The following is a 15503-nucleotide window of genomic DNA, read 5'->3' on the forward strand; positions in this document are numbered from 1 at the left end:
CGACGACCGGAGAACCACATGATCCCCCTGACCGAGAAGACCGTCCGCGCCTCGTTCGTCAACGCGAGCCGCCGAGAAGCAGCCGACCTGACCCTGCCGCCCGACTTCGCCGACCTCGACTGGACCGACCTCGAGTACCTCGGTTGGCGAGACCCCAGGCTCGTCCGCCGGGCCTACGTCGTCGTGCCGACGCTCGACGCGGACGGCGAGCCGGGCCCCGCGGTCGCCGGCGTCGTGCTGCGACAGGCCGAGGCCTCGCCCCGGCAGCGTGCGCAGTGCACCTGGTGCCAGGACGTCCGCCTGCCGGCCGACGTGCTGTTCTACGGCGCCAAGCGTGCCGGCGCGGCCGGACGCAACGGCGACACCGTGGGCACGCTCGTCTGCGGCGGGTTCGAGTGCTCGGCCAACGTGCACGTGCTGCCGCCCGAGGCCTACCTCGGGTTCGACGCCGAGGCGGCCCGACTCGAACGCATCGCGAGCCTGCGCGCGCGGGCCGCGGGCTTCGTCGAGAACGTGCGCCGCGCCTCCTGACGGTCGCCGCACCTCCTGGTCCGACGAGAACCGGGTGGCACCACGCCCGGGTCGTCGAACCACCCTCGTGCGTGGTTGGACGACGCGGGCGTGGTGCGACCTCGACCGGGCGGGCGCGGCGGCGGCCCGGTCGCCTGACCGCAGGACGCGCGGGTCGCACCGCCGACTGAACGCCGCACCGCCGAAACACGCGGTGCGACGCTCGGTCGGCGGTGCATCCCGCCCCGAGAGCGCAGGAGGCGCGGGCCGAGAGCGCAGGAGGCACGGGTCGGCACCGTGGGACCCGCGGGTGGGCGGCGTCCCGGCCCGCTCCCCGGGGCCCGGCGGTACCCTGGTGGGCATGTCGTCACCCGCCTGCCCGTCCCGCGCCCCGCGCCGGGCGCGCACGGCGCAGCAGGCGTTCCCGAAGCGGCTCGTGCTGACGAAGCGCACCTGCGGCACGAACGGCTGGATGAGCCTGTGGGGCAGCAACGCCCACGGCGAGATCGCCGGGTGCCCGCCGCCCGTGGCCTAGCACCGCTCCTCGTCGTCGACGGGTCGAGCGGACGCCCCGCCCTGCCCGCCGACGCTCCCGAAGGACGACGACCATGACCGACCGCACGCCCGCCGACCCCACGCCCGCCGACCCCACTCCGGCCGCCCCCGCTCCCGCCACCGACCCCACGCCCCCCGCCCCCGCCACCGACCCGACCCCCGCCCCTCCTGCCCCCGCCCACGCGCCCCGTGCCGAGGGCCGGGGCGCACGCCTCTCGCGGTTCCTCAGCCGCGACACGACCGGCGGACTGCTGCTGCTCGCGGCGACCGTGCTCGCGCTCGTCCTGGCGAACAGCCCGGCCGGGTCGTTCTACTCGGCCGTGCGCGACGTGTCGTTCGGCCCCGAGGCCCTGCACCTGGACCTCAGCATGGGCAGTTGGGCGGCCGACGGGCTCCTCGCGATCTTCTTCTTCGTGGTCGGCCTCGAGCTGAAGCAGGAGTTCGTCGCCGGCTCGCTGCGCGACCCCCGGGTCGCCGTGCTGCCCATCGCCGCGGCGGTCGGCGGGGTCGCCCTGCCGGCGCTGCTCTTCACGCTGATCAACCTCGGAGCCGGCCCCGACGCGCTCCAGGGGTGGGCGATCCCGGCCGCGACCGACATCGCGTTCGCCGTCGCCGTGATCGCCGTCGTCGGCAAGCGGCTGCCCCCGGCCCTGCGCACCTTCCTGTTGACCCTCGCCGTGGTCGACGACCTGATCGCGATCACGATCATCGCGGTGTTCTACACGGCGGGCATCGCCTTCGTCCCCTTGCTGCTGGCGCTGCTGCCGCTCGCGGCGTTCGCCGTGCTCGTCCGGCGTGGGGTGCGGGCGTGGTGGCTGCTGATCCCGCTGGGCGTCCTCGCCTGGGCCCTCGTGCACGCCTCGGGGGTGCACGCCACGATCGCCGGCGTGCTGCTCGGCCTGCTCGTGCCCGCGGTGGCGACGGCCCGGGCCGGCGTCACGCACGTCGGACCCGACGGCCACGAGGTGCGGCACCCGCTGACCCACCACTTCGCCGAGCGCTGGAGCCCGGTCTCGTCGGGCGTGGCGGTGCCCGTCTTCGCGTTCTTCTCGGCCGGGGTGACGGTCGGCGGCTTCGGCGGGCTGGTCGAGTCGCTGAGCGACAGCGTCGCGATCGGCATCGTCGTGGCGCTCGTGCTCGGCAAGTCGATCGGCATCACCGGGGCGTCCCTGCTCGTGACGCGACTGCCCGGCATCCGGCTCGATCCGAGCCTGCGCTGGGGCGACGTGCTCGGGCTGTCGTTCGTGGCCGGCATCGGGTTCACCGTGTCGCTCCTGGTCGGCGAGCTCGCCTACGGGGCCGGCAGCGAGCAGGACGACGTGGTCAAGGTCGGCGTCCTCGTCGGCTCGCTCCTCTCGGCCCTGGTCGGCGGCGCGATCCTGGCCGTGCGCGGCCGGGCCCGCGGCCGCCTCGACGCCTGACGGGTCCGCCGACCCGCGCCTCCTGCGGTCGCGTGCCTCGGTCACGGCAGCGCAGGAGGCGCGGGTCAGCTCGCGGGACGCGTCGCGACGATCGCCTCGGCGGCCGCGACCAGCAGGCCCTTCATCTCGGGCGTGGCACCGCTCGCGTAGCCGACCTGCAGCCACGATCCGTCGCTCAGGAGGTCGACGTAGCACGAGCTGCCCTCCAAGCTGACGCAGACGAAGGTCGCCGCGTCCGCGCCGGCGACCGACACGGGTTCGCTGTCGTCGACCGGCTCATAGGCCCATTCGCCGCCGGGGACGATGGTGACCCGGAACTCGCCGAAGGAGCCGTCCGCCACGGGCTGGTCACCGGCCTCGAGGGGCAACACCCATCGGCAGTCGACCGACGAGTCCTTCGTGTCGGAGATGCCGTCGCCGACCTCCGTCCATGTGTGCTCCGCCGGGCCGACCAGTTCCGGTGAACCGACGATGGTGGGGACGTCCGCGCCGCTGAGCACGGAGCAGGTGGCGTCGGCCCAGTCGGTGGCGGGCGGCTGCCAGGCGGCCGTCGGCGTCAGCCCGACGAGAGCGGTCGAGAGGGACCGCAGGGCTGACGAGACGTCGGCCCGTGCCGTGTCCTCGCTCCAGGCGTCGGGTGACGGATCGAACGACCAGGACGAGTCGTCGTAGAACGAGAACGAGATCCACCACGGGTCCGCGACGACGGAGGCGCGGCAGGACGAATTCCCTTCCGTGCCGCACGAGATCACGGACGACCGTCCGAGGCCCAGCGAGGAGTCGCCGGCGTCGTGGCGCTCGCTCGTCCACCGTGTTCCGGTCGTCACGTCGTTCGACACCCGGACGACGACGTTCGAGTACGAGCCGGCTTCGGACCTCCAGACGCAGGAGAGCACGCCCTGCTGGGCCAGACCGGCCTCCGTCGTGCGGTCGTAGTTCTTCGGCAGCAGTTCCGGAGCGTAGACGGGGTCGGGGATGAACGCCGTGAGATCGATGCCGTTCGTCAGCGTCGCGCAGTCGATCGGCGCCGACGGCACCGGTGCCACCACCGGTGCCACCGTCGGCGTCGGCCGCGGCGTCGCCGTCGGCCGGACCGTCGGCGTCGGGGTGGGCGTGCTCGTCGGCGTGGCCGGAGCCGACGCCTGGAACGGCGAGGGCAGCATGCCGAGCGCCAGCGCTCCCGAGCCGCCGCCGATCGCCAGCAGGGCGGCCAGGCCGAGGCCGAGGCCGAGGTTCCGGTTGCGCTTTCGGCGCGGGGACTCCGTGGTGCGTTCGAGGACGTTCTGCTTCATCGTGACGAGCATGCGGTTCAGCTCGTCTCCGGTGGGGGGCTCAGAGTTCATCGTTCATCACCGCCTTCTTCTTCAGTCGCGATCGGGTGCGCGACACGCGTTGGGTGACGGCGCCGATGCTCAGGCCGACCTGGGCGGCGGCCTCGCCGTAGGGGCGCCCCTCGATGAGGCAGAGCTCGACGATCTGCCGGTCGACCGGGCCGAGGGCGTCGATCTCGTCGCGGACCCAGCGCAGCCGATCGCGCGCCTCCTCGCCGTGGTCCGGGGCGACGAGGTCGTCGGGCAGTTCGTCGGTGGCGGCGCGGGCCTGCTTGCGGCGCAGGTTGGCGGCGTGGTTGCGGCAGACGACCAGCAACCAGGGCAGCAGCGAGTCCTCGGGCAGGTCGATCTGGTCGACCTTCTTCCAGAGGGTCACGAACGTGTCCTGCACGATCTCCTCGACGTCCATCCGGGTGGCGGCCAGCGCCCACGCGTAGCGGGTCACCGTCGCGGCGTGCCGGTCGAACAAGGCCGACAGTGCCCTCTGGTCACCCCCGACCGTGCGTCTGACGAGCTCGTCGTCGCCTTCCGTGTCGTGATCCACGTCCACCCCCTTCACTAGAGGAGTGTCGCGGAACCGGCGAACCTGACACGGGACCCCCGACGGATCGGCGGGCGGCGCGTCCCGACGGCACGGGACCCGGCCACCCGGGGTCGGTACGGTGTCCGCATGACCCCGACCCGCGCCTCCGTCCTGTTCGTCTGCCAGAAGAACGGGGGCAAGTCGCAGATGGCCGCCGGGCTGATGCGTGACCTCGCCGGCGACGAGGTCACGGTCGTGTCGGCCGGCACGACGCCCGGCACCGACCTCAACGCGCAGTCGGTCGAGTCGCTCGCCGAGCTCGGCATCGACCTCGGCGACGAGCACCCCAAGGCCCTCACCGAGCAGATGGTGCGCGACGCCGACGTGGTCGTCGTCCTCGGTCGGGAGGCGCGGGTCGACGAGGTCCCCGGCACCCGCTTCGAGACCTGGATCACCGACGAACCGTCCGAGCGGGGCGTCGAGGGCATGGAGCGCATGCGCCTCGTCCGAGACGACATCCGCGCCCGCGTCGCCGACCTGCACGCCCGCCTCTGACGCCGGGACGAACGAACGGAGGCGGTGGTGACCTCTCAACGTCACCACCGCCTCCCGGGCCGCCGCTGCCACGGCCACGGCCCACCCGCTCCGACCTCCACCGTGAACCGGGGGCCGGGGCGGGAGTCGGACCGGCTACCCCTTGACGCCGCCTGCGCTCAGGCCGGACTGCCAGAAGCGCTGGAGGAACAGGAACGCCACGACCAGCGGCAGGATCGACACGAACGACCCGGTCAGCACGGTCGAGAACAGCACCTGGGCGCCGCCGCCGCCGGTGGCCGCCTGCTGCCACTGCGCCAGGCCGACCGTCGCCGGGAACAGCGACGGGTCGTTCAGCATGATCAATGGCAGGAAGTAGTTGTTCCAGGTCGAGACCAGGGCGAACAGCAGCACCGTGACGATGCCCGGTGCGAGCAGCCGGGACGCGATCGTCAGGAAGATCCGCAGTTCGCCGGCCCCGTCGATGCGGGCGGCCTCGAGCAGGCTGTCGTCGACCGCCTCGCTCGCGTAGACGCGCATCAGGTAGACGCCGAACGGGCTGACCAGCGACGGCAGGATGATCGCCCACGGGGTGTCGACGAGGTTCGCCGCGCTGAACAGGAGGTAGGTCGGGATCGCCAGCGCCGTCAGCGGCACCATGACCGCCCCGAGGATCAGCCCGAAGACGAACGACCTGCCCTTGAAGACGTACTTGGCCAGCGAGTAGCCGCACATCGTGGCGAGCACCGCCGCACCGACCGAGCTGACCACCGCGTAGAGCACCGTGTTGCCCATCCACTGCACGAAGATGCCGTCCTGGAACGTGAACAGCTGCGCCAGGTTGTCGCCCAGGGCGAAGGTGCGGCCGAAGGCCAGGCCGAACGTCGAGAAGATGTCGCCGTTGGTCTTCGTCGCCTGGATCGCCAGCCAGACCAGCGGCAGCAGGAAGTACGCCAGCGTGATCCAGAGGATCACGGTGAGGATCGGCGTCTTGCGCTTGGACCGCTCGACGCGACGTCGCGGACGGCGATTGCCCGCGCCTCCGGAGCCCTCGAGGCGGCGGACGGGACGGTCGACGGACGTGGCCCCGGCGGTGTCGACGGGGGCGGGTGCGATCGTCACGACAGTCGCTCCTTGCGTGAGGTGGCGAGCTGCACCACGTAGCTGATGATCATGATGAGGAATCCGAGCAGGAAGGCGATGGCCGCGGCGTAGTTGACGTCCTGGTTCTTGAACGCGACGTTGTACGCGTAGAGGTTCGGGGTGAAGTCCGACCCGATCGCGTTGGGCGCGATGCTGTAGAGCAGGTTGGGCTCGTTGAAGAGCTGGAACGACCCGATCACCGAGAAGATCACGGTCAGCAGGATCGCCGAGCGGATCGCCGGGATCTTGATGCTCCACGCCACCCGCCAGGGCCCGGCGCCGTCGATCTCGGCGGCCTCGTACATCTCGGTCGGCACGCTGCGCAGGGCGGCGTACAGCACGATCATGTTGTAGCCGATGAACTCCCAGCTGACGATGTTCATCGTGCTGCCGAGCACGTTCTGCGGCGACAGCAGGTCGGGCGGGGTGAGGCCGACACCGCTGATCACCTGGGCGATCAGGCCGGACTCGCGGCCGTAGAGGTAGCCCCACATCAGCGTCGCGACGACGCCGGGCACGGCGTACGGCACGAAGATCGCGAGGCGGACGAACTTGCTGCCGGCCACCCGGCCGGTGTCGAGGGCGAGGGCGACGAACAGGGCGATCACGAGCATGATCGGCACCTGCACGAAGAGGAACAGCGCGACCCGCCCGAGGCCGGCCCAGAAGCTCGGGTCGTTCAGTGCGCGGCTGTAGTTGGCGAGGCCCGAGAAGACCTGCCCGCCGACGAGCTGCGAGGTGAAGGTGCTCAGGTAGCCCGCGTAGCCGAGCGGCACGAGGAACATCGCCGCGAAGACGAGCAGGAACGGGATCGCCAGGGCCCAGGCCGCGACGAGCTGCGGTCGGTGCAGCGAGCTCGTGCGCCTCGGGGTGGCGGGCTGACGGGACGAGGAGGCGCGGGTCGCGTCTCGACGAGGGGTGACGGAGGTGGACATGGGGCTCCTTGCCGGGCCGAGGGGGTGCCGCCCGAGGGCGGGCGGCACCCCGTGAGCGCTACTTGACGGTGAAGCCCTGCTGCTTCGCGTAGGCGGTGACGTCGTCCTGCCACGCCGTGAGGGCGGCGGAGAGGTCGGAGTGGTCGGCGATCGCCTTGCCGAGCGTGTCGTTGAAGCTCGAGTAGACGTAGTCCATGAACGGCAGCCACTGGAAGTCGGTGCTGACCGTGTCCGAGACGCCGGCGAAGAGCTCGTTGACCTTCTGGCCGCCGTAGAAGTCCGAGGCGGTGTCGGTGAAGTCGCTGCTCGAGAGGGTGTCGGTCGTCGTCGGGAACAGGAACTGCTCGTTCGCGAAGGCGAGGGTCGACTCGGGGTCGCTGTTCAGGAACTTGCTGAACTCGGCCGCGGCGATCGGGTTCTGCGTGCCCGTGATGACGGCGTCGCTCGATCCGCCCCAGTTGCCCGAGACGTCCTCGCCGGCCTTCCACTGCGGGATCTTCGCGGCGGTCCACTTGCCGCTGGTGTTCGCGGCCGTGCCCTGCAGGAAGACGGGGCCCCAGGCGGCGGTCTGCCAGCTGGCGTACTTGCCCGACGAGAAGCCCTGGTACCAGGCGTCGTTGAAGTCGGCGTCGGTCGAGACGAGGTCCTTGTCGATCAGGTCCTGCCAGAACGTGACGACCTTCTGCGTCTCGGTCGAGTCGAGGTCGATGCCGACGGTTTTGTCTTCGTCGTACGAGAACGGCTTGGCGCCGGCCTGCCAGAACAGCCCGACGATCTGGCCGGGGTCGTTGCCGGGCAGGTTCGAGATGTACGAGTCCGTCTTGTCCTTGATCGTCTGCGCGTCGGTCGCGAAGTCGGCCCAGGTCTCGGGCGCCTCGGTCAGCCCCGCCTGCTCGTAGATGTCCGAGCGGTAGAGGTTGCCGAGGGGGCCGGAGTCCTGCGGCACCGACCAGACGCCGGTGTCGTCCGCGACCTGGTTCCAGACCCACGGGACGTACTTCGACTCGAGGTCCGCGCCTCCGTAGGGGGTCAGGTCGACGAGGCTGCCGGTCTGGCGGAAGGACGGGATGTACTGGTACTCGATCTGGGCGACGTCGGGTGCGCCCTTGCCGGCCTTCAGGGCCGTCCGCAGCTTCGGGTACTGCGCGGTGCCGGTGCCCACGTTGACGACGTCGACCTTGATCTTCGGGTACTCGGCCTCGAACAGGTCGACCTCCTTCTGGACGTCGGGCACCCAGGTCCAGAAGGTGAGGGTCGTGTCGGTGTCCATGGCCTTGTCGATGTCGGCCTGCGAGACGGGCGCGGTGTCGCCACCACCACCCGCGCCTCCGCCGGACGGGGCGCAGCCGGTCAGCACGAACGCCGACACGACGGCGAGTGACACGAGCGCCTTTGCTGTGGTCTTTCTCTTCATGGTGGTTCTTCCTCGAGGGGGTGGGGGAGTGGTGCGGGGGATCGGGTGGTGCAGGGGGACATGGTGCGGGTCGGTGGGGTGGGGTGGTGCGGGCCGGGTGCCGCGGGGGACGTCGTGCGGGTCGGGCGGCCGGGTCGGGGAGGCCGGGTCGGGCCGCCTACGAGGCGTCGGCTTCGACGAGCTCGTACACGTGGGCCGCGCGCGGGGCGAGGGTCAGGGTGGTGCCGGCGGCGACGACCTCCCGGGTCTCGAGGTCGCGCACCGCGGAGGGCGTGGTGACCGTTCCCTCGTGGGCCGACCAGTTCGACACGAACGCGAGCCCGGGGGCTCCGGCCCGTGAACCGGTGGTGACCGTGACCGTCTCGGTCGCCGCCCACGTGCCCGCCGCCGTGGCGGGCACGAGCCACCGGGCGATCGAGCGCGAGAGCTCGGGGTTGGGCACGGTCGCGACGTAGCTGACGCGGCCGGCTCCGGAGGCGCGGGTCGTCAGCATCGCGTCGGCCCCGATCTCGGTCGGCGCGGCCCGCAGCACGACGGTGGCGTCCTCGACGTGCAGGACGTCGGCCCAGCGGGTGCCGGCGGAGCCCGGCTCGAGGACGAAGGGTGCGTCGGCGGGGGAGGCCGGGGCGGTGACGTCCTCGGTGGCCGCGCCCGCGCCTCCTGCGGTCGTGCCGTCGGTGCGCTCGGCGGTGTCGGCGTCCGCGACGTGGACGGCGAGGGGATGGTCGAGGTTCGTGTACTCCTCGTACCAGACCCCCGCGGGGCCCGAGAGCCGGGCGGGTGCCGGGTCGCGGCGGGCCCGGGCGAGCTCGTCGCCGTAGGCCGTGCGGATGCCGACCACCAGGTGGCCGCCCGCCTCGGCGTACGCGGTGAGCGCGGTGAGCGTGGCGTCGTCGACGACGTACAGCGCCGGCACGACGAGCACGGGGTGCGTCGCGGCCAGCTCGGCCGGGTCGGCGGCGAGGAACTGCGTCACGTGCTGGATGCGCACCTGCACGCCCGCCTCGGCGAGCCCGCGGTAGTGCGCGTCGAACAGGTGGAGGTACGACTCCGGGTCGGGGGTGCCGTCGGGCAGGGCCAGCGGCGGGTACGTCTCGAACGACCACTTGGTCTCGGTCGACCAGAGCATCAGCACGTCGGCGTCGGGCTCGAGGCCGTCGACCGCGCCGCCGACCGCCTTGAGCGTGGCGCCCAGGGCCGAGACCTCGCGGTGGATGCGACCGGGACGCTGGCTGTGCGGCAGCACGCCGCCCCAGTACGTCTCGACGCCGAAGTGCAGCGTGTGCCAGTGCCAGTACTCGACCATGCGGGCACCGCGGGAGACGAGCGCGAGCGCGGCCTGCTTGATCTGCCCGTCGAACGGCGGGTGGTTCTGCCAGGGGCCGCCGATCGACTGCGCGTTGGTCTCGGTCACGAGGAAGGGGGCCTGCGCCGACGAGAACGCCCGGTCGCCCCACTGCTGCAGGGCCCAGACGCCGGTGTGCCACCAGCCGGCCTCGCGGGGCACCTCGACGCCGAGCGTCAGGCCGTCCTGCATCTTGTAGTACGGGTTCCCGGCGGTGACGTCGAGGCTCTCGACGAGCCGCTCGTCGGCGACCTGCGGGCGCGAGTACGAGATGCAGGTGGTGACGAACTGGTCGTCGCGGGCGTACTCACGGACGACGTCGGCCTGCCAGGCGATCAGCTCGTCGGCCAGCTCTCCCTGGAAGCGCCGCCATTCGAGGTCGTACTGCGGCTGCACGTTGCCGTCGGGACGCCAGAGCTGCGACCACTCGGTCAGCCGGTGCGACCAGTAGACCAGGCCCCACTCCTCGTCGAGGCGCTCGACGCTGCCGTACTTGCGCTGCAGCCAGGCCACGAAGCGGTCGAAGACCTGGTCGTTGCGCGGGCGCTCGTTGCCGGGCTCGTTGTCGACCTGCCAACCGATCACGGCGGGGTGCTGCGCGTAGCGCTCGGCGACCTTGCGGACGACGCGCTCGGCGTAGAAGCGGTAGGCGGGGTGGCTCTGGTCCATCTCCTGTCGGGCGCCCCAGCCGGCGCGGACGCCGGTGATCCGCTCGGCGGCGATCTCGGGGTGGCGCACCTGCAGCCACGGCGGCACCGCGTAGGTCGGGGTGCCGAGCACCACCGCGATGCCGCGGGCGTGGGCGCCGTCGAGCACGGGCTGGAGCCAGTCGAGGTCGAACTCACCCTCGCGCGGCTCCCACGTCGACCAGACCGACTCGCCCACGCGGATCACCGTGAAGCCCGCCTCGACCATCAGGTCGAGGTCGCGGTCGAGGGTGCCCGCCTGCTGGTACTCGGCGTAGTAGGCGGCTCCGAAGAGGACCCCGGAGTGGCGTGGAGCAGAAGTCATCGTTGACCCGTTCGTGTGTGTCGGCTGCGGTGGCGACCGCCGACGTCGTCCCGCGCGTGCTCGGGACGTCGATCGATGTTCGGTGGATGTTGTCGATAACATCGGCGTCTGCGGAGAACGTAACCCACGAGCCGCCACCCGCGCAAGACCCCGTCGTCGACGGGTCCCCGATGGGGGAGGCGCGGGTCGGCCCGCGCGGCTCGGCCTGCGCCGGTGGGCCTGCGCCGATGGGCCCGCGCCCGGTGGAGTCAGCCGCGCGCGGGTGCGGTCGACGCGCGCGCGACGAGGGACGGCACCGGCAGGCGGCTGGCCGTGTCGGGGCTGCGTCCCTCGATGTGGGCGATCAGCGACGTCATCACGTGTGCCCCCTCGAAGCCGAAGTCGAGTGCCACGGTGGACAGCGACGGCACCATGAACCGCGCCTCGGGAGTGTCGTCGTTGCCGACCACGCTGACCTCGTGCGGCACCGAGACGCCCTCGGCGGCGAGGGCGGCGAGCAGCCCCATCGCCATGGCGTCGTTCGCGACGGCGATGGCGGTGAAGTCGTCCGTCCGGGCGGCCAGTCGCAGCCCGATGTCGTAGCCGGCCGCCGCGGACCAGTCGCCGACGTCGGTGACCGTCACCGCGCCTCCGGACCCGGTCACCGCCTGGCGGAACCCGTCGGCGCGCTCGCGGGCGGCCAGCCACTGGTCCGGCCCGGCGACGTAGGCCACACGGCGGTGGCCGAGGCCCACGAGGTGCTCGGCCGCGACCCGGCCGGCGTGTTCGTTGATCGACTCGGTGGTGCCCTCGACCATCAGCCCGAAGTCACGCGCCACGGGCACCGAGATCGCCCGGCGTTCGAGCGCCGACCGGGCGACGGCGGTCTGCGCGGTCACGACGATGCCGGCGATCTGCTGCCCGAGCATCAGGTCGAGGGCGTCGTCGACCGAGCGTTCGTCGCCGCCGTCCATCGAGACGATGTCGGTGACGTAGCCGAGCGAACGCGCGGCCTCCGTGGCCCCGGCGATCGTGCGGGCGGGCCCCGACTGGTGCATGTTGTCGGCGAGCAACCCGATGCGGTTCGTCCGCTGCAGGCGCAGGTACCGGGCCGCCGAGTTGGGGCGGTACTCGAGCTCGGCGAGGGCCTGCTCGACCTTCTCGCGGGTGGCGGGACGGATGCCCTCGAACCCCCGCAGGAACCTGCTGACGGTCTGGTGCGAGACGCCCGCGCGCTTCGCCACGTCGTAGATCGTGGCGTCCTTCATGCCCCGAGGGTAGCGGTGCCCGGAGGCCCGTGCCCCGCCGGGGGCGAGCCCGGGACGTGGACGGACCCGGGGTGTGGACGGACTCGGGACGTGGACGCGCCCGGTTAGGCGGTGCGCTCGATCTCGCGGGTGATGCCGACGAGCACGCGGCGCATGTACGGCGCCCAGGCGAAGCGCACGATGCCGCGCACGATCGCCCCGCGCCCCGGTCGGGCGAAGAACGAGTAGGTCCAGTCGACCCGCGTGCGCCCGCTCGGGGTCGCCCGGTAGCTCCAGTCGGCGCGGCCGCCCGTCACCAGCCGCCCGAGCAGCCCGGTGAACTCGCTGAGCTCGTAGACGAAGACCCCGTCGGGCTCCACGCGCACGAGGCTCTCGACGACGCTGCTGCCGTCCGACAGCTCGAGCCGGCGGGTGCGCCCCACGGCGTCCCACGGGCCGGTCTGGTCGTGGACGGCCACGACGGCCGGGATCACCCCCGCCCGCGGATAGAACCCGACGGGGGTCAGCGGCGTCGCGATGCTCCACGCCCGGTCGAGCGGAGCGGCGGCGACGCGCGCGGTGCTCGCGCTCGCGGTGACGGTCATGCCGAGGGGTTCGGAACGGAGGGCGCGAACGACGGGACGGGTCCTCCCCAGGCGCCCCGCGCCTCCTGACCGTGCCCCCAGGAGGCGCGGATCGGCTCCCGGGGACGCCGGACGAGAGCAGACTGGCCGCGTGAAGACGACGACGTTACCCACCACCGACCGCCCCGCCTCGACCATCGTCCTCGGGCTCATGCGCATCTCGGGCATGACCGACGACGCGATCCGTGAACTCGTGGCCGAGGCCCGAGACCTCGGCATCGACTTCTTCGACCACGCCGACGTGTACGGCGACCACCCCCACCACTGCGAGCAGCGCTTCGGCGACGCCGTCACCATGACCTCGTCCGAGCGCGACGCGATCCAGCTGCAGAGCAAGGTCGGCATCCGTGACGGCTTCTGGGACTTCTCGACCGAGCACATCCTCGAGTCGGTCGACGCCTCGCTCGCCGCCCTGCACACCGACCGCCTCGACGTGCTGCTGCTGCACCGCCCCGACGCCCTCGTCGAGCCCGACGAGGTGGCCGCCGCCTTCGACCAGCTGCACGCCGCCGGCAAGGTGCGCCACTTCGGCGTCTCGAACCACACGCCCGCCCAGGTCGAGCTGCTCAAGCGCAGCGTGACGCAGCCGCTGATCGTCAACCAGGTGCAGCTCAGCATCACCCACGCGCCGCTGATCGCGACGGGCGTCGCGGCCAACATGGCCGGGCTCGACCAGTCCGTCGACCGCGACAACGGCATCCTCGACTACAGCCGCCTCAACGACATGACCTTGCAGGCCTGGTCGCCGTTCCAGAAGGGGTTCTTCGACGGCGTGTTCCTCGGCGACCGCGACGGCTACCCCGAGCTCAACGACGTCATCGACGAGCTCGCCACGAAGTACGACGTCCCGCCGTCGGCGATCCCCGTGGCCTGGATCACCCGGCACCCGGCCCGGATGCAGGTCGTGCTCGGCACCACGAGCGTCGCGCACCTCCGCGACAGCGCCGCGGGGTCGGACGTGCCCCTGACCCGGCCCGAGTGGTACCGGCTCTTCACGGCCGCCGGCCACACGCTGCCGTAGCGCGCTGCGCTGGGCTGTGCTGGGCTGTGCTGGGCTGGGTTGCGCGGCGCCCGTCGGTCCGCCCCCATCCCTTTCCTCCCGCTCGCCGCCACGAAGTAAACACACCGCCATCTTTTTGCGTGGCGGGTTGTTTACTCCGTGGCGGGGTGGCGGGCCGCGCCGCCGAGCGGCCGAGCGGCGGGCCGCATGCGGGGTCACACTCCGACCGGCGCGGAGGGAATGTCCTAGGGTCGACAGGGCGTTGGGACGCACAGATCGGTGCAGAGACCGAGGTGCCTCCCGTGCCCCGTCCGCACCCCGAAGGGACCATCGTGACCCAGCCCAAGATGAACGTCGAGTCGTTCAACCTCGACCACCGCACCGTCGCCGCGCCCTACGTGCGCGTCGCCGACCAGAAGACGTTGCCGCACGGCGACGTCATCACCAAGTTCGACGTCCGGTTCACCCAGCCGAACGAGGCTCACCTCGACATGGCGTCGGTCCACTCGCTCGAGCACCTCTTCGCCGAGCACTCCCGCAACCGCTCCGGCGACGTCATCGACTTCTCGCCGATGGGCTGCCAGACCGGTTTCTACCTGATCCTGCAGGGCGATCCCGCGATGGACGACGTCCTGTCGCTGATCGAGGGCACCCTCACCGACATCACCACCGCGACCGAGGTCCCCGCGGCCAACGAGGTCCAGTGCGGCTGGGGCGCCAACCACACGCTCGAGGGTGCCCAGGGCGTCGCCCGCGACTTCCTCGCGGCCCGCGACGAGTGGTCGACCGTCACCCGATGAGCGGGACGCACGCCGCGCCTCCGGCCGACGGGGTCGCGGTGGTCGCCGTCCCCCCGATCATCGTCGTCGTGGCGATGGCCGACGAGGCGGCGCCGTTCGTCTCCCGGGCGTCGCGCGTCGACGAGCCGGTCGCCGTCGGCGGGTCGCTGCAGCGGGTCGTCGAGATCGACGGGGTCGAGCTGCTGCTCGTGCAGAGCGGCATCGGGTTCGTCAACGCCGCCGGAGCGGCCACGTCGGCCATCGTGCGGGCCGGCTCGCTCGAGGGTGTCGTGCCGACCGTGATCAGCGCCGGCACCGCCGCGGGCATGGGCGCCGGCATCGAGATCGGCGACGTCGTCGCGGGCTCGGAATACGTCAACCTCGACGCCGACGCGCGCGTGTTCGGCTACCGGCTGGGGCAGGTCCCCGGGATGCCGGCCAGCTTCCACACCGACGAGGCCCTGATGGAGGCGGCGGTCGCGTACGACACGTCCGTCCCGTCCGCCGCGTCGGCCGGCTCGGGCGAGCCGTCGGCCGGGTCGGACGGCACGTCGGGTGGTCCGTGGGCCGTGCGCCCGGGGTTGATCGCGTCGAGCGACGCGTTCATGACCGCCGAGCGCGTGATCGGCGTGCGCAGCGCCTTCGCCGACGTCGTCGACGTGGACGCCGTCGACATGGAGTCGATGGCGATCGCGCAGACCTGCCACGTCCACCACGTGCCGTTCGTCTCGGTGCGCGGCATCAGCGACCTCGCCGGTCCGGACGCCCACGACGTGCACGACGAGAACCTCGCCCTGACGGCGGGGCGATCGGCGGACGTCACGATGCACCTCGTGCGGGCGATCACCGCGCGCTGAGCGACGGGCTGCGCTGCGCTGGCTGCTGCGCGGTGCGGTGCGGTGCGGCGCCGCGCGTCACCGCGCCGCACCGGTTCGCGCCCGCGTCGCCTGGTGACGGCGCCGGCTGCCGCCGCGCTCCTCGGCCGCCAGCCCGCGCCTCCTTCTCGATGCACCCGGTGTCGAACGATGCACCCGCTTGCTCGTGGGTGCATCGTTCGACAGCGGGTGCATCGGCACGAGCGGCACCGAGCGCATCGACCCCGCCGACGACACGAGCCTGAAACACGCGTGCC

15 protein-coding genes are annotated in these 15503 nt (G+C 72.2%); 7 read left to right on the top strand and 8 right to left on the bottom strand.

Translation table 11 applies throughout. The features are described 5' to 3' along the window. The first annotated feature begins 18 nt into the window (after window positions 1–18). From ACVJ1F_RS10295 to nhaA, 3 genes are all read left to right on the top strand, one after another. A complete protein-coding gene (locus ACVJ1F_RS10295; RefSeq protein ID WP_456885998.1) occupies window positions 19–531 on the top strand; it encodes an FBP domain-containing protein in 513 nt (170 codons plus the stop codon). 340 nt (window positions 532–871) lie between these two features. Beyond that, the gene (locus ACVJ1F_RS10300; protein ID WP_157485188.1) at window positions 872–1045 is read left to right on the top strand and encodes a hypothetical protein; all 174 of its coding nucleotides are present in this window, start codon (window positions 872–874) and stop codon (window positions 1043–1045) included. Window positions 1046–1118: 73 nt separating this feature from the next. Then, window positions 1119–2486 carry a Na+/H+ antiporter NhaA gene (gene nhaA / locus ACVJ1F_RS10305; RefSeq protein WP_456886000.1) on the top strand — a complete coding sequence of 456 codons (1368 nt, stop codon included), beginning with the start codon at window positions 1119–1121 and terminating at the stop codon, window positions 2484–2486. A 65-nt stretch (window positions 2487–2551) separates the two neighbouring features. Here the strand turns inward: nhaA and ACVJ1F_RS10310 are convergent, their stop codons facing one another. Continuing rightward, window positions 2552–3829 (bottom strand): hypothetical protein, encoded by a 1278-nt coding sequence (locus ACVJ1F_RS10310; protein ID WP_456886002.1) that lies wholly within the window; start codon window positions 3827–3829, stop codon window positions 2552–2554. Next, window positions 3819–4361: an RNA polymerase sigma factor gene (locus ACVJ1F_RS10315; RefSeq protein ID WP_082460151.1), complete on the bottom strand. Its 543-nt coding sequence runs from the start codon at window positions 4359–4361 to the stop codon at window positions 3819–3821. Before ACVJ1F_RS10315 ends, ACVJ1F_RS10310 begins: the two co-directional genes overlap by 11 nt. A gap of 126 nt (window positions 4362–4487) precedes the next feature. On the opposite strand from ACVJ1F_RS10315, the gene ACVJ1F_RS10320 reads away from it, so the two are divergent. Further along, entirely contained in the window at window positions 4488–4895 is a 408-nt protein-coding gene (locus ACVJ1F_RS10320; protein WP_123571378.1) for an arsenate-mycothiol transferase ArsC, read from the top strand. Between the two features lie 135 nt (window positions 4896–5030). Here the strand turns inward: ACVJ1F_RS10320 and ACVJ1F_RS10325 are convergent, their stop codons facing one another. The 6 genes from ACVJ1F_RS10325 to ACVJ1F_RS10350 form a co-directional block, all read right to left on the bottom strand. Then, window positions 5031–5996, bottom strand: a complete 966-nt coding sequence (locus tag ACVJ1F_RS10325; protein ID WP_082460077.1) for a carbohydrate ABC transporter permease — start codon at window positions 5994–5996, stop codon at window positions 5031–5033. Beyond that, the gene (locus tag ACVJ1F_RS10330; protein ID WP_056043881.1) at window positions 5993–6952 is read right to left on the bottom strand and encodes a carbohydrate ABC transporter permease; all 960 of its coding nucleotides are present in this window, start codon (window positions 6950–6952) and stop codon (window positions 5993–5995) included. The genes ACVJ1F_RS10325 and ACVJ1F_RS10330 overlap by 4 nt, the downstream gene beginning before the upstream one ends. A gap of 58 nt (window positions 6953–7010) precedes the next feature. Beyond that, on the bottom strand, window positions 7011–8366 hold the full coding sequence (locus ACVJ1F_RS10335; RefSeq protein ID WP_456886005.1) for an ABC transporter substrate-binding protein: 1356 nt from the start codon (window positions 8364–8366) through the stop codon (window positions 7011–7013). 157 nt (window positions 8367–8523) lie between these two features. After that, entirely contained in the window at window positions 8524–10722 is a 2199-nt protein-coding gene (locus ACVJ1F_RS10340) for a beta-galactosidase (RefSeq protein ID WP_456886007.1), read from the bottom strand. 248 nt (window positions 10723–10970) lie between these two features. Further along, window positions 10971–11969, bottom strand: a complete 999-nt coding sequence (locus tag ACVJ1F_RS10345) for a LacI family DNA-binding transcriptional regulator (protein ID WP_056043874.1) — start codon at window positions 11967–11969, stop codon at window positions 10971–10973. 104 nt (window positions 11970–12073) lie between these two features. Further along, complete coding sequence (locus tag ACVJ1F_RS10350; RefSeq protein ID WP_056043870.1) at window positions 12074–12553, bottom strand: SRPBCC family protein; 480 nt, start codon at window positions 12551–12553, stop codon at window positions 12074–12076. Window positions 12554–12683: 130 nt separating this feature from the next. Between ACVJ1F_RS10350 and ACVJ1F_RS10355 the strand changes: the two genes are divergently transcribed. The 3 genes from ACVJ1F_RS10355 (at window position 12684) to ACVJ1F_RS10365 (ending at window position 15228) form a co-directional block, all read left to right on the top strand. Next, window positions 12684–13613 (top strand): aldo/keto reductase, encoded by a 930-nt coding sequence (locus tag ACVJ1F_RS10355; protein WP_456886009.1) that lies wholly within the window; start codon window positions 12684–12686, stop codon window positions 13611–13613. Window positions 13614–13939: 326 nt separating this feature from the next. Next, the gene (locus ACVJ1F_RS10360) at window positions 13940–14392 is read left to right on the top strand and encodes an S-ribosylhomocysteine lyase (RefSeq protein ID WP_043597358.1); all 453 of its coding nucleotides are present in this window, start codon (window positions 13940–13942) and stop codon (window positions 14390–14392) included. Further along, window positions 14389–15228: a 5'-methylthioadenosine/S-adenosylhomocysteine nucleosidase gene (locus ACVJ1F_RS10365; protein WP_456886011.1), complete on the top strand. Its 840-nt coding sequence runs from the start codon at window positions 14389–14391 to the stop codon at window positions 15226–15228. Before ACVJ1F_RS10360 ends, ACVJ1F_RS10365 begins: the two co-directional genes overlap by 4 nt. The last annotated feature ends 275 nt before the right edge of the window (window positions 15229–15503 follow it).

The sequence above is a fragment of the Frigoribacterium sp. 2355 genome (genome assembly GCF_054060695.1).